Here is a 22,016-nt window from a genome sequence, read left to right as displayed (position 1 = left end):
GACAACAAGTCCGACCAGACGTCGTGCTTTGCTGGGCACCGGCGGTGCCATAGCATTGGCCAGGCCGGCGGTGGCGCAGCAGGCCTGGCCATCGCGCCCCGTCGAGGTTGTGGTTGGGTTCGCGCCCGGCGGCAGCACCGATGTGCTGGCTCGCATCCTGTCGCCGTTCCTTGAAGCCGAAATTCCGGGGCTTCGCATGACCATCCTCAATCGGCCCGGTGCCGGCGGAGAGACAGCTTATGTCGCGCTGCAATCCGCGCGCCCGGATGGATACACACTCGGCTTCGTCAACACGCCGGGCTTCCTGTCCCTGCCGGTCGAACGCCGCGTGCGCTACGATCCAGACCAAATCCGCCCGATCGCCCGCCTGGTGGACGATCCCGCCATCTTTGCAGTTGGTCGCGACAGCCCGTTCCGCGGCTTGGCCGACGTCGTGGCACAGGCCAGGCGCGACCCCGAATCCATCTCGGTCGGAACGCCCGGGATCGGGACGGGCGCACATCTCGGCGTCACGTTGTTCGAGGCTGCGGCCGGGATCAAGCTAATCCATGTGCCCTATGCCGGGGCCGGCCCAGCGAAGACCGCGTTGCTCGCCCAGCATGTCCAGATTGCTTGTATGGGGCTCAGCGAACTCAGCATCGGCGGTGACCGCGGGATGCTGCGCACGCTTGCCAGCATGTCCGACGCCAGCTCCGAGATGGCACCAGGAGTCGCCACGTTTCGCGAGCAGGGCTTCGACGTGCTGATGACCCATGGTCGTGGCCTGGCAGTACCTCGGGGCGTCCCGGACGACATCGTGTCGCGCTTGTCCGACGCCTTGCGGCGCGTGATGTCCAACCCTGCCTGGCTTGAGAAGGCGCGCCAGATCGAGTTGCCGCTGTCTTACGAAACCGGCGAGGCCTGGCATACAGAGATGCGGATCCAGGAGGTGCGCCTGCGGCGCATCTGGGACACGACGCCCTGGCGCTGACGTTGCTTGCAGAAGGAGGAACGAACAAGATGACATTGTCGCGGATGAGCCGGCGAGGCCTTCTTACGGGTGCCGCCGCCACCATGCTTTCTCGCCCGTCACTTGCACAGGCGCCGTGGCCAGCGGGCCGGCCCATCGAAGTCATCGTCGGATTCGCCGCCGGTGGCGGTGTCGATATCACGGCGCGGGTCGTCAGTTTGCATATGGCGCAGCAGATGCCAGGTGCGAACTTTGTCGTGCTGAACCGTGCTGAACCGTGCTGGCGCTGCTGGCGAGACTGCCTACAACGCATTGCAGACCGCACGTCCGGATGGGTACACGATCGGCTGGCTGGCCACCCCGGGGTATGTCGCCATGGGAGTCGAGCGTCCCGTGAGGTTTGACCGCGCGAAGATCCGTCCGATCGCCCGCTTGATCGACGACCCCGCTGCGCTGATGGTGCGCGCCGATAGCCCGTTCCGAACGCTGCGCGACCTGGTGGATGCGGCGAAGCGCAATCCTGAATCGATTAGCATTGGCAGTTCTAGCATCGGCACGGTTTCGCATCTCGGTCTGACCCTGTTGCAGGCGGCTTCCGGTGCGCGGTTCATCCACGCGCCCTTCGCCGGCACGGGTCCGGTGAAAAATGCATTGCTCGGTGGTCATATCGACGTTGGCGGGTTGGTCGTCGGCGAGTTGGGAACCATGGGTCAGGATCGCGCAAGCCTACGTGTGTTGACGGTGATGGCACGGCAGCGCGTCGAACTGATCCCTAGCGTGCCGACGGCTTTGGAAGACGGCTACGACGTGGTCATTAGCGGCGAACGCGGCATCGCGGCGCCCATCGGTATCTCGGACGATGTGGCATTGAAGCTCCAGGCCAGTGTCGAAGCGTTGCTTGTCACACCGAACTTTCTCGACCGTGCGCGAAGCTTGGAACTGCCGCTGGCCTACTTGTCCGGTGCTGCCTGGAGTCAGCGCATGGCAGAGCAAGAGGCATTGTACCGCCGAGTCTGGGCGAGCACGCCTTGGATGTAATTCGATGGTCAGCGACCTGCAACGACGCCTTTGCAAGTGATCACGCCACTCCGCGCCGTTTAAGCTCGCAGGAATTCGTCTGAAACGTCTAGGCTTGCCGTCGGTGTCAGGGCTTTCGGGGTGGGCCTGCCTCGCCCCTCTGCGCGCACGGTTCGGGGAGGCTGGTATGTTCACGCGAAGAGCGGCAGCACTCGTCTCGGTGTCCGGGGTCGTCGGCCTGTCCTCACCGCATGCGGCCGGCACGCAGACTGCCGGAAGGCCGCCGAGCGTCGGCGTGATACATCCCAACGCCCCGAGCGAAGCCGGCTACGCCGCCTTCCGCGAGGGGCTGGCCCAACTCGGCTACATCGAAGGGCAAACCATTCTCATCGAGCCTCGCTTTGCCGAGGGCCGGCTCGACCTGCTGCGCGCCTTCGCGGCGGAACTTGTAGCGCTCCGCGTTGATGTGATCGCCGTGTTTGGCCCGGCCGCCGTGCGAGCAGTGCGCTGGGCAACGAGCGCCGTCCCCGTGGTCTTCGCGGTCATCCAGGACCCGGTCGCGGACGGGCTGATGACCGACGCAGGGCGGCCCGGCGGCAATGTCACCGGGCTGACGAACTTTGACCCTGCGCAGCCCAGGGCGCAGATGCGCCTGCTGAAAGAAATGCTGCCGGGGCTCGCCCGTGTGGCGATCTTCGGCGATGCGGGCGTACCCGATCTCCTAGACCGCACCAGCATCGTGGCGGCGGAAGCCGAGGGCCTGCATCCCCTCTCGACCCGTTTGAAGGGCGCCAGTGAGGACGTCGAGGGTCTCTTTGCCGCGGCCCAGGAGGCACGTGCGGGCGCGGTGCTGTGTCTCGAGGCACCAATCACCGACCTGCACTCCACCCGGATCGCCATGATGGCGATAGATTGGCGGATGCCGACGATGTTCCCCGGGGGCTGGCTCAGCTACGGCGCGTTGCTCGCCTATGGCAGCAACCGGATCGAGACGGCGCGTCGGCTGGCAGGTTTAGCGGACCGAATCCTCAAGGGATCCAGGCCTGGTGACGTGGCAATCGAGGCTAACACGCGCCACCATTTGGGCATCAATCTCACGGTCGCGCGCGACATCGGCGTGACGATCCCCCCCGGAGTGCTCGCGCGCGCGGACCAGGTTATTGAGTGAGCCCCGACAGGCGGTGGGGCGGCATGAGCTGACGCGACGCTCTTATCGCAACGCGTCCGCGCATGGTGGGGCTTGTGGCGGCGCGAATCACCGGATCGCCGGCTCAGGAAATTCCTCTCGCCAAGCATGCCGCCCTTCGTACCGGTGGGCCTGGGAGGGGTGAGGTTGTGATCACCGGGGCGCGGGTCTGTCGTGGCTGGTCGGGGAGGCGGCAACCAGGATTGAACTGGATGTCGCCAGCGTCGGCCCCGTCGACTTGCTTCTCGAATAGCAGCCCGTCAAACAAACAAGCAACGAACGGAGGAACGCCCAATGAGAAAGCTGACGCGCCGGCTGGCCCTGACCGCCGTGGCCGGCACCGCGATCGCGACGCCGCGAGTGGCGCGCGCGGCCTGGCCCTCGGATCGGCCGATTGAGATCCTTGTGCCGTCCCCTCCGGGCGGCGGCATGGACATGATGGCACGCGCGACCGCGAACGCTTTACAGCCGCGGATGCCGGGCGCCCGGTTCGTCGTCGTGAATCGCCCCGGGGCTGCTGGGCAGATCGCCATTGAGGCGATGTTCGCCGCCGCGCCCGACGGCTACACCATCGGGGCGGTCCCCTCGCCGGTGTTCAACACCATCGCCATTGAGCGACGGGTCCGCTACCGCGTTGACGAGTTCACTTACATCGCCAATGTGGTGGACGATCCCGGCGGCTTCTGGGTCGCCGCCGCCTCGCCTTTGCAAACGCTGGCTGACCTCCAGGCGGCGGCGCGCCGCTCGCCGGGGGCGCTGGCGGTCGGCACATCTGGCGCGGGCTCCGACGACCACCTGCTGCTGATCGGCTTCCAGAATGCCGCCGGCGTCGAGTTGCTGCACGCGCCCTACAACGGCACGGCCCCAATCCTACAGGATCTGCTCGGTGGGCGGTTGGCGGTGGGTTCGCTGAACATGTCCGAGGGACTGACGCTGATGCGCCAAGGCGTGATACGCGCCCTGGCCCAGGGTGGGCCGCGGCGCTGGTCCCCGGCGGGCAACGTGCCGACCTTCGCTGAGGGCGGCTTCGCCGTCGAGGGCGGAAGTGCGCGGGGGATCGTAGCACCGCCGGGCCTACCATCTGACATCGCGGTCCGGCTGCGGGAGGCGTTCGCCGCTGCGTTGGAAGATCCCGCCTTCCAGGCTGAAGCGGACCGCCTGAACATGCCGCTGCGCCCGCTGGTCGGCGAGGACTACCGCGCCTTCATCCTGGCGAACGACGCGGCGCTGCGCGCGCTTTGGGCACGTCAGCCCTGGCGGGAGTAGAGGAGGGTGTGCGTCGTCGAATGCTTTGAGGTGTTGGAGACGGCTTCCTATCGGAGGCTCAAGCCCACCTGGTGATGCGGTTATGCGACGTGCTTGTGGTGGATCCAGCGGCGCTGCTGAATGGTCTGTCACTTGCCCCGCGCAAGTTGTTAGGGGTGTTCCAAGGGACGAGAATACCGATCGCCGAGGCCGTCTTGCAGCGCATCGCAGCTCTCTACGTCATCGAGCTCTCAGCGGGCGCCTTGAGGCAGCGCTCGGCGTTTGGCTCGGCGGCCAGCCTGAGCCGGTCGACCGTGACGTCGAGACGGATGGCAGTCAGGACATCAGCCAGCCGACGACGCGCCGGGTCGTGGAAGCGCACGTCATTGACCGCCAGAAGGCGGGCGCGGCCGCGCGCGGCAATGCCGGCCAAGGTGTCCAGCCAGGTTTGGTCACCACCGTCGAAGGGGCAGGATGCGGCGCAGAACAGCGGCATCGCCAGGCGCGCCCGCAAGGCCGTGGCGTCGTGCCCCAGGCGGCGGGCAAAGACCTCGTCAGGCAGCACCGGCGGTAGGGCCGCCAGGATGAGCCCCTGCGCGTGACCGAGGAGGTCGGCCGGAGATAGCTCGCATTCACCGCTCTAATCGCCCCTGGCAGCGGCACAAACGCAATGGTGCGGCCGGCGGAATTCGACTCAAAGCTACGCGGCGCGGCCACGGTCCAAATGCGTTCGCCATAAGCCGAACCCTGTCCCCGCATCAACACCAATCCTCACTGAACGCCCCGGCTACACAGCCGGGGCGTTCTGCGTTTGGGGTCCACCTCAGTGGCGGCGAACGCGGCAACGACGGCCGAACGAGGCCGTTCCGAGCATCCTCCACCTGGGGGAACGGTCTGCTACCTAGCGTTCCCCGCGCTCGGCGAGCTTTTTCTGGTATTGCGACCGCATGTGGGCCACACCGCCGGTCGTCAGCCCGCCGTCCGCCGCGACCTCGCTTCCCGTCATGAACGACGCGGCATCCGACGCCAGAAAAAGCACGATGGCGGCGATCTCTTCGGCCGTCGCCTCGCGACCTAGCGGGATCGCGTATCGGTTGGCCTCGAGGTGCCCGGCCGGGGCGGCATCGGTCAGCGGCGTGGCGATCGTGGCCGGATGGAGCGAATTGACCCGGATCCCCTCCGAAGCGAACTCCAGCGCCGCCGATTTCGTCAGGCCGCGCAACGCCCATTTGCTCGTCGTGTAGGATGGATCCCCATGAGCGATGAGACCGGCGGTCGAGGAGATGTTCACGATCGCCGAGGGCGCCGCTCGGCCAAGAAGCGCGCGGCAGTACTTCATGCCGAGGAAGGCACCGGTCACGTTCACCGCGAGGGCGCGATCCCACTCCGCCCGCGTCGTGCCCGCAAGCGACTTCCGGACGATAAGCCCGGCATTGTTCACCAGCACATCGAGCGCACCCGCCTGGTTCGCGAGACGATCGGCAAGCGACGTCCAGTCGCTCTCCTGAGCCACATCCAGATTATGGAAGGTGGCGCGAAGACCATCCGCCCGCAGCGCTCCGACGAGATCCTCGCCCTCCCGCTGCAGAATGTCGCAGACATGCACATGCGCCCCCTGGCGCGCGAAGCCGTGGACGATCGCCGCACCCAGCCCGCGGGCGCCGCCAGTGACGCAGACGTTGCGCCCACGCGCTTCCGTGCCGGGCATCACACGCTCATGCTTTCCAGTTCAGCCATCGGCAGAGCGATGCGCCCATCACCGCCGCCCTATCCGCGTCGCCGAGCCAGGGCAGGTGGTCAGTGAACATCGTGACTGCATCGCGATAGTCGCAGGGCAGGCGCGTCAGGTCAGACCCCCAGAACAGTCGCTCTGGCCCGAAGGCGTCGAACGCAGCCCTCAGGAACGGCTCGACGCTGGGATACGGATACTCATCCTCCGCCGCACAGGGCAGCGCGGAAGCCTTGACCGCCACATTGCCTAACCGGGCGAGGCGCAGCAGGCCGCCCAGATGCTCGAAGGCCGCTGCGCCGCGGTGCTCAACATGTGCGCCCATGTGGTCCAGCACGAGCCGAAGGCCTGGATGGCGCTCGGCAATCAGGCCGACCGCCTCAAAATCCTCGTTGACGAACAGCATCAGGGGCAGGCCGTCGGCCTCGGCCTGCCGGAAGACCCAATCGGCGCTGCCGTCGCGAAGCTGGCGAACAGCTGCACGGCGGAAGTTGAGCCGTGCCCCCAGCATGCCGGGCATGAACCTCCACTCGCTGAAGCGGTCCCGGCTGTCCGGTACGTCCAGCGGCAGTCGCCCCATGACGGCGAAGCGGTCGGGATGCCGCTGGGCCGCGGCGAGGCACAGCGCATTCCGGTATCCTTCCCAGGACGGTGGCACCAGCACGGCGCGATGCACGCCGGCGCGGTCCATTTCGGCCAGCAGGGCCTCTGGCGAGAGTGGCTCCGCGCGCTGAACCACAGCTGGCGACGGTTGCGGCCATGGATGGTCCGTCGGCTCCGCTGCCCAGACATGCACCTGAGAATCCGCGATCATCATCCGCCCCGGCACTGCCCCTATTCGGGCTGGTAGTTGACGCTGCGCAGCAATTCGCCGGCCCGCTGGATTTCGGCGGCGATGAAGCGGCGGCTGTCGTCGATGCTCTCGACGACCGGTTCGATGACCTGCGTGGCGAGCCGGGCGGCGATCTCCGGATCCTTCATCGTCTCCTGCACCAGGGCGTTCACACGCTGGGTGATCTCGGGCGGCATGCCCTTCGGCCCCCAGACGCCATACCACGCCTGGAACTCGAAGCCGGGGAGGCCGGCTTCCGCCATCGTAGGCACGTCCGAGGCCAGCGGGGACCGCTGCGGTGCCGCAATCCCCAGCGCGCGGATGCGGCCATCGGCACGGCTCGCGAGGAGCGCGAAACTCGGATCGATGAGAAGCTGGGCGCTCCCGCCCATCAAATCGGTCAGCGCGGGCTGCGTCCCGCGATAGGTGACGACGTTCAGGTCCAGGCCCGTTCGCCGCATGAAGTCGATCGTCGCCAGATGGCCAGCCGATCCCACCGCCGAGATTGCGATGTTCCAGTCATCCGGCTTCGCCTTCACCGCCGCGACGACCTCGGTAATCGTCCGTTCCGGCCGTGTGCCGCTGATCACCATGACCAGCGGCGCCTGCGCCGTCCGCCCCATCACCGTCAGGTCCGTCTGGGGGTCGAAGTTCGCGCCCTTCAGGACCAGCGGCATGACGGCCGTGTTGAAGGTCGATGCCAGCAGGGTGAAGCCATCCGGCGGTGCCTGCAGCACCACATTGGTTCCAAGCAATGCGGATGCGCCAGGCCGGTTCTCGACGATGGCGATGGCCCCAAGCCGTTCCTGTAGGCGCTGCGCCAGCAGACGCGCCAGCATGTCGTTCGCGGCCCCTGGCGGCGTGGGGCAGATCACCCGGATCGGCCGGCCGAGAGGCCAGGCGGATTGCGCCCGCACGGCAAAGGGTGCCGCAAGAACGCCGACGCCTGTCGCGATTCCGAATGTTCGTCTGCTGTGCATAGCGCCTTGGTCCTTCATTCAGGCTGGTAGTTGACGCTGCGCAGCAGCTCGGTCGCGCGGGTGATCTCCGCACCGATAAAGCGCCGCGTCGCCTCGATGCTCTCCGTCACCGGTTCGAGGACTTGGTTCTTCAGCCGATCGACGATCGCGGGGTCGCGCATCGTCTCCTGCATCAGCGCATTGACGCGCTGGTTGATCTCGGCCGGCGTGCCCTTCGGCGCCCAGACCCCGTACCAGGACTGGAAGCGATAGTCGGGCAGCCCTGCCTCGGCCATGGTCGGGACATCCGGTGCCAGGCTGGAGCGCTCCGCGGTCGCGATGCCAAGGGCACGGATCCGCCCATCCCCCGTCGCCGGCAGCAGCGCGAAGCTCGGGTCGATGAGAAGCTGCACGCTGCCGCCCATCAGATCCGTCAGCGCCGGCTGCGTGCCACGATAGGTCACCATGTCGATCTCGATACCGGTGCGGCGGTTGAACTCGATGGTGGCGAGATGCCCCGCCGAGCCGAGCGAGGAAATCGCGAAGCTCCAGTCGCGCGGCTTCTCTCGTGCGGCGGCGATCACCTCGGCCAGGGTTCTCTGCGGGCGCTGGCCGCTGATCACCATCACCAGCGGCGCCTGCGCCGTGCGCGCCATCACCTCCAGGTCGCGCTGCGGATCGAAGGTCGCGCCCTTCAGCACCAACGGCATGACCGCCGTGTTGAAGGCGGACGCCAGCAGGGTGAAGCCATCGGGTGCTGCCTGCAGCACGGCGGTGGTGCCGACCAGCCCGGCGCCGCCGGTGCGGTTTTCCACCACGGCGACGGCGCCCAGCTTCTCCTGCAGCCGCTGCGCCAGCAGCCGCGCCAGCGCGTCATTCGCAGCCCCCGGGGGCCAGGGGCAGATCACGCGGATGGGCCGGCCCATCGGCCAGGCGCCCTGGGCCTGGACGGCGGGTGCGGCAAGGCTGCCCAAGCCACCTGCCGCGGCAGCGGCCAGTATCTGACGTCGGTTCATTTTTTCGTTCCTCCCGGGTGGTGTGTTGAAGCGTCAGTCTTCGAGCAGCGCCTTCTCCTCTGCCGCGGAGAGCGGCAGGAGCGGCGGGCGCAGGCGCCGCCAGCCTTGTTCGCCGGTGCGCTCGGCGAGCAGCACTTTCAGCGAGGCCATCTGGGCAAAGCGCGACGCGCGGTTTCGCGCGGCGACGATGCGGGCCTGCGCCGCTTCCACCTCGGCCGCGCGATCGCCATCGGCGAAGTGCCGGAACACGAAGGCCAGCTCGGCGCCGACGAGGTTCGATGTCGCGGTGATGCAGCCGGCGCCGCCCTTGCGCAGCAGCGGCAGCATCAGCGGATCCGCCCCAGCCAGCACGGCAAGCCCTGGGAAGGCTTCGACCAGCGCTTCCATATGGGCGAGGTCGCCGGCGGAATCCTTGATGCCGGTGAAGACGCCCGGATAGGCCTCGCGTAGCCGCGCGATCACCGCGAAGGGGATCGGCACCGCCGACATCTGCGGGATGTGATAGAGCACGACACGCAAGCGGGGATCGGCGATGCGCTCCACCGCCTCGGCATAGGCGGCGAACAACCCGTCCTCGGTGACGCCCTTGTAGTAGAAGGGGGGCAGCATCACGACCGTGGTCACGCCAAGCGACAGCGCATGCCGCGTCAGTGCCACCGTCTCGGTCACCGCGGCGACACCCGTTCCCGGCAACAAGCGGTTTGGATCGATCCCCGCGGCGACGACGGCTTCGAGCAGCGCCTGACGCTCGGAGGAGGAGAAGGAATTCGCCTCCCCGGTCGTGCCGAGCATCGCGATGCCGTCGCAGCCGTCGTCGAGCAGCCGCCGGCAATGGGTGACGAACAGCGCGTGGTCGGGCGCGAGCGCCTCCGTGACCGGCGTCAGGGCGGCGCTGAACACGCCGCGCGGATGCAGCGCGGTCACGCGCCCTGTTCCTGCGCCCAATCCGCGGCGACGCGGACATATTTGATGGCCTGGCGCCAGTATGTGTAGGAGATGTGCACCAACCCATCCGGCGTCTGGCAGATCGACGGGTAGGAGAATTCCCGGTTCAGCCGGTCCTTCGAATTATTGGTCATGCAGTAGCCGTCGCCGACCTCCAGGTTCCGCCGCACCGGCCAGCTTCGCCCTTCGTCGGCGGAGATCGCGAGCGTCATCGGCGCACGCGGCGCGCCCCAGAATGCGCTGCGGCCGCTGGAAGGCGGCGCGGCAGGAGCGAGATCCTCGCCATCGCCGATATCGTCATAGAGCGAGAGCCTGCGATCCGTGGCGTCCGCCGCGCTCGCATGGTTGTAGACCATGGCGATGCGCCCATCCGAAAGGCGCGTGGCCATGATGGAGGAGTTGTTGTTCGGCAGTTCGGTGGGCACGGGCTCCGACCAGCTTCGACCGCCGTCCGTCGAGCGGCTGCGATAGATCGAATCCGCCCAGCGGCTGCGATAGAAGGCGACGAGCGCGCCGTTGCGCAGGTCGATGATGTCCATATGCACGCAACCCGTGCTCCCGGGCACCGCCTGCTCGACCCAGGTTGCGCCGGCATCGGTGGAGATCATGACGGAGCTGGTGTCGAGATCGCCGGTCCAGGCGCCGACCGGCGGCTTGGTGCAGCGCCAGATCGGCAGCAGCCAGGTCCCGTTGTCCAGCACGACGATCCCGCTGCGGATGAAGGTGCCGAAGCCCGGCTGCTCGCCGAACAGGGTCTCGATCGGACCCCAGCTTCGCCCCCCGTCGTCGGAGATGCGGCGGCGAATGATGGCGGTGTCCTGGTTGCCGGAAATCTGCGCCGTCCACAGCAGCCAGATGCGCCCATCGGGTGCGTTGAACAGCAGCGGGTTCTGCTCCGATCGCGTCGGGTCGTCGGACAAGCGCACCGCGGGCGACCACCGATCGCCGCCGGCCGGCAGGCGGGAGAAATGGACGGAGATATCCGGCACCCCTTCCTGCGTGCCGCCGAACCAGGCGCAGCCCATGTCGCCGCCCGGCAGCGGCATCAGGAAGGACGCGTGGTTCTGCACGCAGGGCGTGGGGATGAAGGCCTCGATACGTGCCGCATCGCCTGGCGCGGGGGCCAGGGTCTCGGGCCGTTCGATCACCTCGGTGGTGTTTCCCATGGACGTGTCCTCAAAGGGCGGCGTGATAGATCGCGAGGATCTGCTCGCGGCTCATCTCGCGCGGGTTGTTGTCGAGCAGCCGGCGGATGGCGTGCGCCTCCTCCGCCATGGTGGCGAGATCGCTTTCCGGCACGCGCAGGCCGGAGAGTTTCATCTCGATACCGAGTGCGGCGCAGTAGCCGTGGCTTGCCGCCAGCACGTCGCCGGCACCGCCGAGGCCCAGAGCCTCCAGGATCAACGCCGTCTTCTCCGGCACCGCCGGCGCGTTGAAGGCGAGGGTGTGCGGAAAGATCACCGCGCAGGCGAGCCCATGCGGGACGTGGTGCCGCGTGCCGAGCGGATAGGCGACGGCATGGCCCGCGGTGGTGTTCACCGGGCCCAGGCAGAAGCCGCCATAGAGCGAGGCGAGCGCCAGCCCCGCCCTGGCTTCGCGATCGCCGCCATCGGCGACGGCGCGGGCCAGGAAACGTCCGACCAGGCGGATGCCTTCCAGCGCGTAGAGGTCGATCACCGGATTCGCCTTGCGGCTGGTAAAGGCTTCCGCGCAATGGGCCAGCGCATCGACGCCGGTCGCCGCCGTCACGCCGCGCGGCACGGTCAGCGTCAGGTCGGGATCGATGACGGCAAGGTCGGCAATCATGTGCCGGCTCTGCACCGCGACCTTGTTCTGCGTGGCGGGATCGGTGACGAGGGCGCGCGAACCGGCCTCGCTGCCCGTGCCGGAGGTTGTCGCCACCTGCGCCAGCGCGACGCGACGCCCCAGCACCTTCTCGGGGCCCACGACCTCCAGCAGGGTCTGGCCGCTGCCCGGCAGCACGGCCACGAGCTTCGCCATATCCATCGCACTACCGCCGCCGAATCCCACGACGAGCTGCGGCTTCACGCGTTCGGCGAGCGCGAGCGCGCTGTCGAGATTGGGAATATCGGGTTCCGGCTTCACGTCGCCGAAGACCGTCACCTCCCCGGGCAGGCCGAGCAGGTCGACGCGCGCCGCGTTGAAGGCATCGGCGATCACGAGGCTGCGCGTGATCCCCTTCTCCGCCGCCCAGGTGCCGATCGTGCCGACCAGGCCGGGGCCGAAGGCGATGCGGGCCGGGCGGTCGATCTCGATGGGATGAAGCAGGTTCGTCATGGAACGGGCCTTCAGGCAGCAGTGGCGCGATGCGCGGCGAGCACCTCGGCGTATTCGATGGCCTCGATCAGGCTGCGCTCGCTGGCGATGCCGCGGCCGGCGATATCGAAGGCGGTGCCGTGGTCGACTGAGGTGCGGATGACGGGCAGGCCCAGCGTGATGTTCACGCCCGACAGCGCATCCCATGTCCCAGTCGCGGGATTCACCTGGAAGCCCAACAGCTTGACCGGGATATGCCCCTGGTCGTGATACATCGCGACCACCGCATCGAACTGCCCGGCGCGCAGCTTCACGAAGACGGTGTCGCCCGGCACTGGGCCGGTGACATGCATGCCATCCGCGACGGCCTGCGCGATGGTGGGTGCGACCACGTCGATATCCTGGCGGCCGAACAGCCCGCCTTCGCCGGCATGGGGGTTCAGCGCGGCGACCGCGATATGCGGCCGTTCGATGCCCAGGCCGTGCAGTGCCTTTTGCGTCAATTCCAGCACCAGCCGGATACGCTCCGGCGTCACGCGCTTCGGCACATCCTCAAGCGCGCAATGGGTGGTGACGTGGCTGACGCGCATATTGCCGTGCGCAAGCAGCATGACGCTGCCCTTCACACCCGTCAGCTCGGCCAGCATCTCGGTATGGCCGGCATAGTGGTAGCCGGCCTTGTTCAGCGCTTCCTTGTTCAGCGGCGCGGTGACGATAGCGCCGACCTTGCCCGCCTGCGCAAGGCGCACGCCGTGTTCGACCGCGAGGTAGGCGAAGCGGCCGCCATCGGCGGAGAGCACGCCCGGTTCGATCGGCGCGCCATCCGGCGCGGCCTGCAGGAAACACAGCGCCGGCCAGTCGCTGCCATCAGCGGTGACTTCCGGCACGGCAAGCCCAGGCGTCAGCGCCGCGCGGGCGCGTTCCAGCGCGGCGCCGCTGCCGATCACCAGCAGCCGCAGCGTGCCGGATGCGATGCGATCGCCCAGCGCCTGGCAGGCCTTGACGATGATCTCCGGGCCAATGCCCGCCGGATCGCCCATGGTGATCGCAAGGTGGCGCGGCGTCATGCTGGAAGGCTCCCGTTTGGCAGGCCGTTGTCGGCAAGTAGGTCGCGCCACAGCGTGTCACCGCCGAAGGCGCCGGATTTCGATACGATGGCGACGCCGTCCCAGGCGCCGCCGCGCATCACCGAACGCGGCACGCCGGGCGCGACGATGCCCGTCGCCTCCAGCCGGCGCGTGCCGAGCGCGTCGCAGATCGCCCGCAGGGTCTCGCCGCCGGCGGCGATCACCGTGCCGGGCGGGTCCAGGCGATGGATCAGCGCGGCCATCGCCGCGGCGATGCGACGCGCGGCCTCGGCGCGGGCGAGCCCCGCGGGCAGGGCGACATCCACCATCGCGACGCCGGCGCCATCCAGCATCGCCGCCACGCGCGCGCCATCCGCCGCGTCGCCCGAGGCGATCGGGACGTGGAAACCCGTGCAACAGGCAAGCTGCCGTGCCGTCGCCGACTGGTCCGATCCGAACAACCCCAGGACCGGGGCGCGCAGTACGGTGTCGGCGCGCGCCATCGACGCGCCGGCCAGCGCGCGCGCCAGCCCGCCGCTGCCGCACCACAGCACGGGGCCGGTCGCCGCGCGCCCGCAGGCGACGATGCGGGCCAGGTCATCCTCGCTCTCGGCATCGAAGGTCGACAGGCCGGGGGGCAGCGGCGCGCCGGGTTCGGCCTGGCGCGGTGTCAGCCCGCAGGTGGCCAGCACGGCCGGCAGGTCGGCCACGATGGCACCCCCATCCCGCAGCAGTACCTGACCGCCGCGCGTGATGCGCCCCTGCGCGGGAAAGGCCGGGGCCATGACGACATGCGCCCAGTCGCCGGCTTCCAGGCAGGCGGCAAGCTCCGCCGCGACATGGCCGCGCAGCAGGCTGTCGATCTTCTTGAAGGCGATGTCGGCGCCGCGCAGCGCCGGCGCCAGGCTACGCAGGCTGGCGACGGCGTCGTCGCGGCTCGCTTCCCGCGTGCCGGAATCCAGCGCCAGGCTGCCGGCCACATCATCGGCAACGCCCCAGCCCACCGGCACGGCGCCGCACAGGCTGGTCAGCTCCGCCGCGGTGTCGAGCGCACCCGTCAGATCATCCGCGATCAGACGCAGCACCGTCATCGCGCCACCCCGATGGCGCCGAGCGACAGGCTCAGCCCGGTGCCCAGCTCCTCGGCCAGCGCCCGCACGCGCGGGGCGGTTAGGGTGACGAATTCGGACAGCGCCAGCCGCCCGCCGCCCATGGTCAGGCTGACACCCGCCACCGGCACACCACGCCCATCGATCACCGGCGCGGCCACGGTGCGCAGCCCATAGGCGTTTTCGCCATCCGAGACGGCGTAGCCGCGGGCACGGACCTCCGCGAGCCGCACGAGCAGCGCATCGAGGTCGGTCAGCGTGCGGTCGGACAGCTTGAGCCGCGCGACGCAGCCCAATTGCGCGACCTGTTCGTCCCGCGGCAGCCAGGCAAGGATCGCGTGGCCAAGGGCGGTGGCATAGGCGCCGATCCGCGTGCCGGGGCGGCGCACCACGCCATGGCGTTCCAGCCCGGCCTCGACCCGCGCCAGGTAGATGACCTCGCCCTTCTCCAGCACGCCGAGGGAGCCGGCATCGGCGACATCCGGCACCAGTTCACGCAGCAGCGGCTGGGCATGGGTGGGAAGGTCGCTGGCCGAGAGGGCGGCGTAGCCGAGTTCGAGGCATTTCAGCGTCAGCCGGAAACGCCGCCCCTCCGGCGTGGGGCGGAGGTAGCCGAGGTCGACCAGCGTGTGGATCAGGCGGAAGGCGGTGCCGCGGTCATGGCCGCTACGCGCGGCGACCTCGGCCACGGTCAGTTCCGGCAGGTCCGGCCCGAAGGCCTTGAGCACGGCAAAAGCCTTGGCGACCGACTGGACGAGATTCTTCGGGTTCGTGGCGCGATCGCATCCGTCCATCGTCGCCTCCCCGGCTTTGTTTTTGATCGGAATGCGAACACTTGTTCGAAATCCTGCGAATTGGTATTCGCCACCTGCCCGGGCTGTCAAGCGCGTCGGGACAACAGGGAGAGATCGAATGATGTCCGAGACCCCCGCAGGCCATGCGATCGTCACGGGCGTCAGCTCGGGCATCGGCGCCGCGATCGCCGCGCGATTGCTCAAGGACGGCTGGCAGGTGACCGGGCTGAGCCGCAGCGACCCCGGCCTGGCCGACCCGCATTTCGCGCACCGCGCCGTGGATCTGCTGGACGAGGCGGCGCTGATCGCCGCCGTCGCGGATCTTCGGCCGACCGCGCTGGTTCATGCCGCCGGGCTGATGCGCGGCGGCGTGGTCGGGTCATTGGATGCGGAGGCGGGGCGCACGCTCTGGCGCCTGCATGTCGAGGCGGCGTCAATGCTGGCCAACTACCTGGTGCCGCGCATGGAGGATGGCGGGCGCATCGTGCTGGTGGGCAGCCGCACCGCAGCGGGCTCGGCCGGGCGCAGCCAGTATGCCGCCAGCAAGGCAGCGATGGTCGCCATGGCGCGGTCCTGGGCGATTGAGCTTGCCCCACGCGGGATCACCGCAAATGTTGTGGCGCCCGCCGCCACCGACACGCCCATGCTGCGTGACCCCAATCGCAGCGGCGTGTCGCCGAAGCTGCCGCCGATCGGGCGCTACATCCGCCCGGAGGAGGTCGCCGCGCTTACGGCCTTCCTGCTGGGGCCCGAGGCTGGCGCGATCACTGGCCAGCAGATACTGGTCTGCGGCGGTAGTTCGCTTTGACGATGTCGGGGTCGATTTCACGAAATCGAACGGGCGGGTTTTGGCCGGATCAAGTGTTTGCAGATGGCCCCCGACCATGGCGAGGGTCTCGGTCGTCAGGCTCCCGGTCGCGCTGATGGCTGAGCAGCGCGACATCGAACCGGTGACGTGCAGGCGCAGATCTGTTCGCGGCGCTGAACCTCGGTGAGACTCGTCTGCGATTCCACCCATAGGATGGCCTCGGCGAGAGTGGGGTTTTGGGGTTTGCGGCTCAGATCGTGTCCCATCGCGTGGTGTAGGAGCGATGATCCTCAGCGGGCTGGTCCGCCGCGTCAGGCTGGCACGGCGGACAGGCTGACGTTGGCAGTGTTGCTGACGGCGCCGATGGTTTCCAGGGTCATGTAGCGGGCGCGCTGCGTCGCCCATTCGTCGGACTGCTCGAGCAGGATGGCGCCGACGAGGCGGACCACCGCGGCCTCGTTGGGGAATATCCCGACCACATTGGTGCGGCGCTTGATTTCCCCGTTCACCCGTTCGATGGGGTTGGTCGAGTGCAGCTTGGCCCGATGCGCGGCGGGGAAGTGCATGTAGGCCAGCACGTCCTCCTCGGCGGTATCCATCAGAGTTGCCAGCTTGGGCACCTTGGGGCGGAGCTGGTCGGCGACGGTGCGCCACTGGGCATGCGCAGCCGCGGCGTCCCCTTCGGCATAGGCGGTGCCGATCCAAGCCGAGACGATGCGGCGCTGTGTCTTGCCGGCATGAGCGAGCGCGTTGCGGGCGAAGTGAACCCGGCACCTTTGCCATGTGGCGCGCAGCACCTTGGTAACGGCGGCCTTCAGCCCCTCATGGGCGTCGGAGATGACGAGCTTCACGCCGCCCAGGCCACGGCGCTTCAGGGTCCTCAGGAAATCGAGCCAGAAGGGTTCGGCCTCCGAACTGCCGAGCGCCATGCCGAGGACCTCGCGGCGCCCAACGACTGAAACGAGGAATGGCCCCGCCGGAAACGGCGGGGCCATTCGTCGTTTTGGGCCATCGTCAGGGCAAGGCCGCAGAGGGACTCTTGATCGCGACGGCTGTTGTTCGACCTCTGGCGGCGGGTATGCACGAGCGTGACGGTACTCGCCCCCACGCCTTTGCCGGCTACCCACCAGATGCGTGCCGAGAGATCTTCTTACAAGTGAGGACAATAAAAGGCAGGATCAAAGCCAAACTCTGCCGTCGGTCCGGTTTCGGAAAGCGGGATAATTCCACCTGACGACAGCCAACAGCGAAATTAAGCAGACCGCTTATTTTGTTTGTTTCGCCAACGTGGATCGCTGTATGAAAATATTGAGATGGCTGACCTGGCAGGTGAATCCTGCAGCATTGGGGGTGGCATCATGGACCATCAACAGACGCCCGTCGCCGGCTTTAGCGGCCGCTTCTCCGAAGCGGATGCGTTTTCCGCAACCTTGCTCGGCGGTCAGTTCGAGTATCTGCCTATGCCGGGCCAAGCCTTCGTTGCCCGTCTGGAGGTGCTTCAGCTTGGTCACCTGATCGTCCAGGTCTCGAACCAGGGGGCGCATACGGCGCGCGGCGCCATGGCCGCCGGCATATCGGCCCTGATCGTGCCGCTGCGATACGCCGAGGCACCGGCGCGGATGAACGGTTCCGAAGTCGCGCGATCGGGCGCCTTCCTGGCACCGGGCGACATGGAGTTCCACTGCCATTGCAACGCCGAGATCGGCTGGGCCGCGATCGCGCTGCCGCAGGCCCATCTGGCCGCCCTGGCCGAGCTGGCGCCGCCGCCCATCCGCGTGCCGGGCGCGGCCGGCGTTCTGGCGCTGCCCGATGGCCCCGAGCAGCGGCTTGCCGCCGCCATGGCTGCCGCCGCCGAGATGGCCGTCTGCCAACCGGAGGCACTGTACCGCCCGGGCTGCGCCACGGGGCTCGCCCTGTCGATGGCAGAGCTGGTGGCTGAAACCCTGACCGCCGGCAGTCGCTTGATGTCGACGCCCCGCGCGACGCGGGAAGCACATCGTGTCGTCCGTGCGGCGGAGGATTACCTCAACGCGCACCTCGACCAGCCGATCTACCGCGACCAACTCTGCCGGGTGCTCGGCGTGTCGCTGCGCAAGCTGCACGACGCCTTCATCGCGACGGTGGGGATGAGCCCGCAGGCCTATCTCAAAACCCGCCGGCTGATGCTGACGCGGCGTGCGCTACAGGCGGCGGGGACTGCCCCGGCCCTGGTCAAGTCGGTCGCCCTGGCGCACGGCTTCTGGCACCTCGGCCATTTCGCCCGGGATTATCGCGCCCAGTTCGGCGAATGCCCCTCGGCAACCCTTGGCACGGGCGGCAAGGCCCTGCCGCATCCGCCGCGGCGGGCGGCGTGACCGCGCGCTGATCGCCGTTTTTGCCCATTTTGGATAGCGAGAAGCCCTATCCCAGCACTATCGTCCGGCGCGACCTTCGACACCACAGCATCACACCGGGCGCTTGTCCGATGTGCCGGCATGCGGAGGGAAGCCATGACAATCTGGCATTGTTTGGCGCGCGGCGTTCTGCTGCATGGTCTTGCCCTGCTGGTGGCGACACCTCTGGCTTCGGCGCAGCAATTGCGGGGAACGCTGGGCGCGCCGAACGCTGTCGAGTTCCCCGACAGCCGCACCTTGCCGCTGCCGACGCCCCCCTTCACCGGCTCGATCCTGCCCAACGCCGTCGACAGCACCGCTGCCTGGGCGCCGCAGGTGGCCCCGCCGGAAGGTGCGCCCAACGTCCTGCTGATCCTGCTCGACGATGCGGGCTACGCATCGAACTCGGCCTTTGGGGGCGTGATCCCGACGCCGACGCTGGATCGCCTGGCGCAGAACGGCCTGCGGTACACGATGTTCCACACGACCGCGTTGTGCTCGCCCACACGGGCCGCCCTGTTGACCGGTCGCAACCACCACGCGGCGGGCTATGGCGTCGTGTCGGAAATGGCGACGGGCTTCGACGGCTACAACGCGACCATCCCGCCGGAAACCGCGCATGGTGCCGCCACCCTGCAACTGAACGGCTATGCCACCGCCTGGTTCGGCAAGAACCACAATATCCCGCCGGCGGAAGCCAGCCCCTTGGGGCCGTTCACCCATTGGCCTGTGCGCCAGGGCTACGACTACTTCTTCGGCTTCGCCGGTGGCGACACCAGCCAGTGGCAGCCGGGCAACCTCTACCGCAACACCACGCCGACCGAACCCTTCATCGGCAATCCCGGCTGGAACCTGATCACCGCCATGGCCGATGACGCCATCGGGCACATCCAAAGACTCCAGGCCGTCGCTCCGCAGCGGCGATGGTTCATCCATTACGCGCCGGGGGCGACGCATGCGCCGCACCACCCGACACCCGAATGGATCGCCCGCTTCCGCGGCCAGTTCGACGAAGGCTGGAACATCATCCGCGAGCGCATCTTCGAAAATCAGAAGCGGCTCGGCGTGGTCCCGGCGAATGCGCAACTGACACCCTGGCCCGACGAACTCCGCCGGTGGGACGCCCTGTCGGCTGACGAGAAGCGCCTCTTCGCGCGCCAGGCCGAGGTCTATGCCGCCTACATGGCCTATTCGGACCATGAGATCGGCCGCGTGATCCAGGCGATCGAGGACCTGGGCCAACTCGACAACACCCTCATCATCTTTGTCACCGGCGACAATGGCGCGAGTGCCGAGGGGCAGTTGAACGGGTCGCCAAACGAATCCACCTTCTTCAACAACGTGGAGATCCCAGTCGCGCGGCAACTTCCCTTGATGGATGTCTGGGGCAGCGACCGGACCTATCCGCACTTCGCCGTCGGCTGGGCCTGGGCCTTCGATACGCCGTTCCGCTGGACAAAGCAGATCGCGTCCCATTTCGGCGGCACGCGCAACGGCATGGTGATGCACTGGCCGCGGCGCATCACCGACCGTGGCGGTATCCGAACCCAGTTCCATCACGTGATCGACGTGATGCCGACGATCCTGGAAGCCGCTGGCATTCCCGCGGCGAACACGATCAACGGCATCACCCAGCGCCCGTTCGACGGGGTCAGCATGGCCTATACCTTCGACCGCGCGGGCGCGAACGCGCCAACCCGGCGCCGCACGCAGTATTTCGAGATGATGGGCAATCGCGGCATCTACCACGACGGCTGGTTCGCCAATACGACACCCGTGGCACCCCCCTGGAACGGCATGGCGCCGCGGCCGACCGACGTGCTCAACGGCTTCCAATGGGAACTCTACAACCTCGCGGATGATCCGACGCAGTTCGCCAGTGTCGCGGACCAGAACCCGGACCGGTTGCGCATGATGCAGGGGCTGTTCCTGGCGGAGGCGGCGTGGAACCGGGTGCTGCCGCTGGATGCATCGGCCCTCGACCGCTTCCTGACGCCAAGGCCCGGACCCGCGGCCGGACGACAGCAGTTCGTCTATACCTCGCCCGTCGCGTCGCTCCAGGACGCGACGGCGCCGAGCCTGATGAACCGCGCCTACCGCATCACCGCCGAGATCGACGTGCCGCAGGGCGGTGCGAACGGCATGCTCGTCACCCATGGCGGAAGGTTTGGCGGCTATGGCCTCTACCTCGTGCAGGGGCGGCCGACCTTCACCTACAACTTCCTCGATATCGCGCGCGGGCGGTGGCAGGGGCCGGTGCTCACGCCTGGGCGCCACACCATCGTGTTCGACTGGCAGCCATCCGCGGACGGCCGCTTTCCCCTGCCGTTCGGTCGTGGCGGCACCGGCACGCTGTCGGTGGATGGCCAGGCGGCGGTGACGCGGTCGATGCCGCGCACCATCCCCATCGCGTTGACGCTGGATGAGACCTTCGATGTCGGAATCGATACCGGCACTCCGGTCGATGACAATGACTACCAGGTGCCCTTCGCCTTTACCGGCAGGCTGGTGAAGCTGACGATCGACCCCGGCGCCAGCACGGTCACGCCGGAATCGCTGCGCGACCTGCAGCGCCTTCTCGCAGCGCGGCAACTTCCTTTGGTGGGCGGAATTATCGGCGACATGGAGGACTTCGTGCAGCGCATGCAGCAGGGCAGCGGGCCCTGAGCGATGGTGGCCTTCCGCGTCGCGGCGGCTGTCGAGGTGCTGACCGGGCTGGCCTTGCTGGTGACCCCGGATGGGGTGGCGCGGCTGCTGCTCGGGGTCGGGCTTGACGCAGGCGGCGCGGCGGTCGGGCGCCTTGGTGGCGTCGGGCTGATCTGCTTTGGGCTGGCCTGCTGGCCGGTTCTCGGCACATCGTCGCCCGCGGCGCGGCGCGCGATGCTGCTGTTTCAGCCGGCGATCGCGCTCATGTTGGCAGTTGTCGCGGTCAGCGCGGACCTTCGCGGGGTGATGTTATGGCCAGCAGTCCTTTACCACGCGGGTGCGACAGTATGGCTCACGCGGCATCACTGAGCGCGGCGGGGCGCATGTCGCGCGGAAAAACTGCGCTTGGGGCTTGGGCCAGTGCGGAGCCCGCGTCACTCGCGACACTTCCCAGGCGCGCCCACTGACGGCCGTCATTTTGCTATCGGGATAGGAAGGAGGGAACAATGACGACACGGCGTTTCCTGGCCATCACGGCCGCTGCGACGGCTGCCTTTGCAGCCCAACCTGGTCACGCCCAACCGGCAGACACCTCCTCCGGCAATGCCGACTTCCTGTTCGTGCAGACCGCCCGGCGCTTGCGCTTCGACCGCGCTGCCAGCCGGCTGATCCTGCAGGATGTCAGCCCGGTCACGCTGTTCTTCTCCGACCGCCCGGACCGTATCGCCGGCAACATGCGCACTGCGGCCTTCGTGCCGTTCTGGAGCGGCGGGCGCAACAGCTTCCTGTCCGATCCGCCGAACGCGGATGTTTCGCTCATCGAGGGTGACGCGCTGCGCCAGGTCGTGGTCGTGCTGCGCGATCCGGTGCTTGAGGGTGCCAACCTTGCTTATACGGTGCAGATCCTGGACGGCTCCATGCCCGACGCTGGTGACGAGGTGTCTGTCTTCATCGACATCATCGGCATGCCGCGCACACCCATCTCCTTCGCCGGCGCCGCGCGCCGCGGGTATCGCCGCGCGTGGTATCGGTAGCCGCCTTCGTTGTGGATGAGGTGAGGCGGGT

Annotated in this window: 20 protein-coding genes and 1 pseudogene; 9 read left to right on the top strand and 12 right to left on the bottom strand. The window is 68.1% G+C overall.

What is annotated here, in order from left to right:
• The first annotated feature begins 28 nt into the window (after window positions 1-28).
• From ACQW02_RS17295 to ACQW02_RS17280, 4 genes are all read left to right on the top strand, one after another.
• Window positions 29-970, top strand: coding sequence for a tripartite tricarboxylate transporter substrate binding protein (locus ACQW02_RS17295; RefSeq protein WP_431281159.1), 942 nt, complete (start codon window positions 29-31; stop codon window positions 968-970).
• A gap of 246 nt (window positions 971-1,216) precedes the next feature.
• Window positions 1,217-1,987, top strand: coding sequence for a tripartite tricarboxylate transporter substrate binding protein (locus ACQW02_RS17290; RefSeq protein ID WP_431281158.1), 771 nt, complete (start codon window positions 1,217-1,219; stop codon window positions 1,985-1,987).
• 166 nt (window positions 1,988-2,153) lie between these two features.
• Window positions 2,154-3,134 (top strand): ABC transporter substrate-binding protein, encoded by a 981-nt coding sequence (locus ACQW02_RS17285; RefSeq protein WP_431281157.1) that lies wholly within the window; start codon window positions 2,154-2,156, stop codon window positions 3,132-3,134.
• 312 nt (window positions 3,135-3,446) lie between these two features.
• Window positions 3,447-4,418 (top strand): Bug family tripartite tricarboxylate transporter substrate binding protein, encoded by a 972-nt coding sequence (locus ACQW02_RS17280; RefSeq protein ID WP_431281156.1) that lies wholly within the window; start codon window positions 3,447-3,449, stop codon window positions 4,416-4,418.
• A 214-nt stretch (window positions 4,419-4,632) separates the two neighbouring features.
• Here ACQW02_RS17280 and ACQW02_RS17275 read toward each other — a convergent pair whose 3' ends face one another.
• From ACQW02_RS17275 to ACQW02_RS17225, 11 genes are all read right to left on the bottom strand, one after another.
• The gene (locus tag ACQW02_RS17275) at window positions 4,633-4,962 is read right to left on the bottom strand and encodes a hypothetical protein (protein ID WP_431281155.1); all 330 of its coding nucleotides are present in this window, start codon (window positions 4,960-4,962) and stop codon (window positions 4,633-4,635) included.
• Between the two features lie 336 nt (window positions 4,963-5,298).
• A complete protein-coding gene (locus ACQW02_RS17270; protein ID WP_431281154.1) occupies window positions 5,299-6,105 on the bottom strand; it encodes an SDR family NAD(P)-dependent oxidoreductase in 807 nt (268 codons plus the stop codon).
• A 7-nt stretch (window positions 6,106-6,112) separates the two neighbouring features.
• Window positions 6,113-6,943 (bottom strand): amidohydrolase family protein, encoded by an 831-nt coding sequence (locus ACQW02_RS17265; RefSeq protein ID WP_431281153.1) that lies wholly within the window; start codon window positions 6,941-6,943, stop codon window positions 6,113-6,115.
• A gap of 17 nt (window positions 6,944-6,960) precedes the next feature.
• On the bottom strand, window positions 6,961-7,938 hold the full coding sequence (locus tag ACQW02_RS17260) for a Bug family tripartite tricarboxylate transporter substrate binding protein (protein ID WP_431281152.1): 978 nt from the start codon (window positions 7,936-7,938) through the stop codon (window positions 6,961-6,963).
• A 14-nt stretch (window positions 7,939-7,952) separates the two neighbouring features.
• Window positions 7,953-8,933 (bottom strand): Bug family tripartite tricarboxylate transporter substrate binding protein, encoded by a 981-nt coding sequence (locus ACQW02_RS17255; RefSeq protein WP_431281151.1) that lies wholly within the window; start codon window positions 8,931-8,933, stop codon window positions 7,953-7,955.
• Window positions 8,934-8,966: 33 nt separating this feature from the next.
• The gene (locus tag ACQW02_RS17250) at window positions 8,967-9,857 is read right to left on the bottom strand and encodes a dihydrodipicolinate synthase family protein (RefSeq protein ID WP_431281150.1); all 891 of its coding nucleotides are present in this window, start codon (window positions 9,855-9,857) and stop codon (window positions 8,967-8,969) included.
• Complete coding sequence (locus ACQW02_RS17245; protein WP_431281149.1) at window positions 9,854-11,044, bottom strand: sialidase family protein; 1,191 nt, start codon at window positions 11,042-11,044, stop codon at window positions 9,854-9,856. The genes ACQW02_RS17250 and ACQW02_RS17245 overlap by 4 nt, the downstream gene beginning before the upstream one ends.
• A 10-nt stretch (window positions 11,045-11,054) precedes the next feature.
• Window positions 11,055-12,176 carry an iron-containing alcohol dehydrogenase gene (locus ACQW02_RS17240; protein ID WP_431281148.1) on the bottom strand — a complete coding sequence of 374 codons (1,122 nt, stop codon included), beginning with the start codon at window positions 12,174-12,176 and terminating at the stop codon, window positions 11,055-11,057.
• Between the two features lie 11 nt (window positions 12,177-12,187).
• Window positions 12,188-13,222 (bottom strand): 4-hydroxythreonine-4-phosphate dehydrogenase PdxA, encoded by a 1,035-nt coding sequence (gene pdxA, locus ACQW02_RS17235; RefSeq protein ID WP_431281147.1) that lies wholly within the window; start codon window positions 13,220-13,222, stop codon window positions 12,188-12,190.
• Window positions 13,219-14,313 carry a four-carbon acid sugar kinase family protein gene (locus ACQW02_RS17230; protein WP_431281146.1) on the bottom strand — a complete coding sequence of 365 codons (1,095 nt, stop codon included), beginning with the start codon at window positions 14,311-14,313 and terminating at the stop codon, window positions 13,219-13,221. Before ACQW02_RS17230 ends, pdxA begins: the two co-directional genes overlap by 4 nt.
• Window positions 14,310-15,125: an IclR family transcriptional regulator gene (locus tag ACQW02_RS17225; RefSeq protein ID WP_431281145.1), complete on the bottom strand. Its 816-nt coding sequence runs from the start codon at window positions 15,123-15,125 to the stop codon at window positions 14,310-14,312. Before ACQW02_RS17225 ends, ACQW02_RS17230 begins: the two co-directional genes overlap by 4 nt.
• 121 nt (window positions 15,126-15,246) lie before the next feature.
• Between ACQW02_RS17225 and ACQW02_RS17220 the strand changes: the two genes are divergently transcribed.
• Window positions 15,247-15,933 carry an SDR family NAD(P)-dependent oxidoreductase gene (locus tag ACQW02_RS17220; protein ID WP_431281144.1) on the top strand — a complete coding sequence of 229 codons (687 nt, stop codon included), beginning with the start codon at window positions 15,247-15,249 and terminating at the stop codon, window positions 15,931-15,933.
• Window positions 15,934-16,244: 311 nt separating this feature from the next.
• Here the strand turns inward: ACQW02_RS17220 and ACQW02_RS17215 are convergent.
• Window positions 16,245-16,895: pseudogene (locus ACQW02_RS17215) on the bottom strand (IS256 family transposase); the annotation flags it as partial.
• Between the two features lie 396 nt (window positions 16,896-17,291).
• On the opposite strand from ACQW02_RS17215, the gene ACQW02_RS17210 reads away from it, so the two are divergent.
• From ACQW02_RS17210 to ACQW02_RS17195, 4 genes are all read left to right on the top strand, one after another.
• Window positions 17,292-18,287, top strand: a complete 996-nt coding sequence (locus tag ACQW02_RS17210) for a helix-turn-helix domain-containing protein (protein ID WP_431281143.1) — start codon at window positions 17,292-17,294, stop codon at window positions 18,285-18,287.
• Between the two features lie 135 nt (window positions 18,288-18,422).
• Window positions 18,423-20,972: an arylsulfatase gene (locus ACQW02_RS17205; RefSeq protein ID WP_431281142.1), complete on the top strand. Its 2,550-nt coding sequence runs from the start codon at window positions 18,423-18,425 to the stop codon at window positions 20,970-20,972.
• Between the two features lie 3 nt (window positions 20,973-20,975).
• Window positions 20,976-21,320: a hypothetical protein gene (locus tag ACQW02_RS17200; RefSeq protein WP_431281141.1), complete on the top strand. Its 345-nt coding sequence runs from the start codon at window positions 20,976-20,978 to the stop codon at window positions 21,318-21,320.
• 137 nt (window positions 21,321-21,457) lie between these two features.
• Window positions 21,458-21,985, top strand: coding sequence for a hypothetical protein (locus ACQW02_RS17195; protein ID WP_431281140.1), 528 nt, complete (start codon window positions 21,458-21,460; stop codon window positions 21,983-21,985).
• The last annotated feature ends 31 nt before the right edge of the window (window positions 21,986-22,016 follow it).

The sequence above is a fragment of the Humitalea sp. 24SJ18S-53 genome (genome assembly GCF_050632385.1).
Classification (GTDB): Bacteria; Pseudomonadota; Alphaproteobacteria; order Acetobacterales; family Acetobacteraceae; genus Humitalea.
Note: the sequence above shows the minus strand (reverse complement) of the source record. Positions and strands in the feature narration are given on the sequence as shown.

Bases quoted from the DNA above. Each gene is read 5' to 3' on its own strand.
- ACQW02_RS17280 (WP_431281156.1), top strand. From the start codon at position 3,447: ATGAGAAAGCTGACGCGCCGGCTGGCCCTGACCGCCGTGGCCGGCACC.
- ACQW02_RS17245 (WP_431281149.1), bottom strand. From the start codon at position 11,044: ATGGGAAACACCACCGAGGTGATCGAACGGCCCGAGACCCTGGCCCCC.
- ACQW02_RS17255 (WP_431281151.1), bottom strand. From the start codon at position 8,933: ATGAACCGACGTCAGATACTGGCCGCTGCCGCGGCAGGTGGCTTGGGC.
- pdxA (WP_431281147.1), bottom strand. From the start codon at position 13,222: ATGACGCCGCGCCACCTTGCGATCACCATGGGCGATCCGGCGGGCATT.
- ACQW02_RS17210 (WP_431281143.1), top strand. From the start codon at position 17,292: ATGGACCATCAACAGACGCCCGTCGCCGGCTTTAGCGGCCGCTTCTCC.
- ACQW02_RS17195 (WP_431281140.1), top strand. From the start codon at position 21,458: ATGACGACACGGCGTTTCCTGGCCATCACGGCCGCTGCGACGGCTGCC.
- ACQW02_RS17260 (WP_431281152.1), bottom strand. From the start codon at position 7,938: ATGCACAGCAGACGAACATTCGGAATCGCGACAGGCGTCGGCGTTCTT.
- ACQW02_RS17200 (WP_431281141.1), top strand. From the start codon at position 20,976: ATGGTGGCCTTCCGCGTCGCGGCGGCTGTCGAGGTGCTGACCGGGCTG.
- ACQW02_RS17225 (WP_431281145.1), bottom strand. From the start codon at position 15,125: ATGGACGGATGCGATCGCGCCACGAACCCGAAGAATCTCGTCCAGTCG.
- ACQW02_RS17220 (WP_431281144.1), top strand. From the start codon at position 15,247: ATGTCCGAGACCCCCGCAGGCCATGCGATCGTCACGGGCGTCAGCTCG.
- ACQW02_RS17205 (WP_431281142.1), top strand. From the start codon at position 18,423: ATGACAATCTGGCATTGTTTGGCGCGCGGCGTTCTGCTGCATGGTCTT.
- ACQW02_RS17265 (WP_431281153.1), bottom strand. From the start codon at position 6,943: ATGATGATCGCGGATTCTCAGGTGCATGTCTGGGCAGCGGAGCCGACG.
- ACQW02_RS17270 (WP_431281154.1), bottom strand. From the start codon at position 6,105: ATGCCCGGCACGGAAGCGCGTGGGCGCAACGTCTGCGTCACTGGCGGC.
- ACQW02_RS17230 (WP_431281146.1), bottom strand. From the start codon at position 14,313: ATGACGGTGCTGCGTCTGATCGCGGATGATCTGACGGGTGCGCTCGAC.
- ACQW02_RS17240 (WP_431281148.1), bottom strand. From the start codon at position 12,176: ATGACGAACCTGCTTCATCCCATCGAGATCGACCGCCCGGCCCGCATC.
- ACQW02_RS17285 (WP_431281157.1), top strand. From the start codon at position 2,154: ATGTTCACGCGAAGAGCGGCAGCACTCGTCTCGGTGTCCGGGGTCGTC.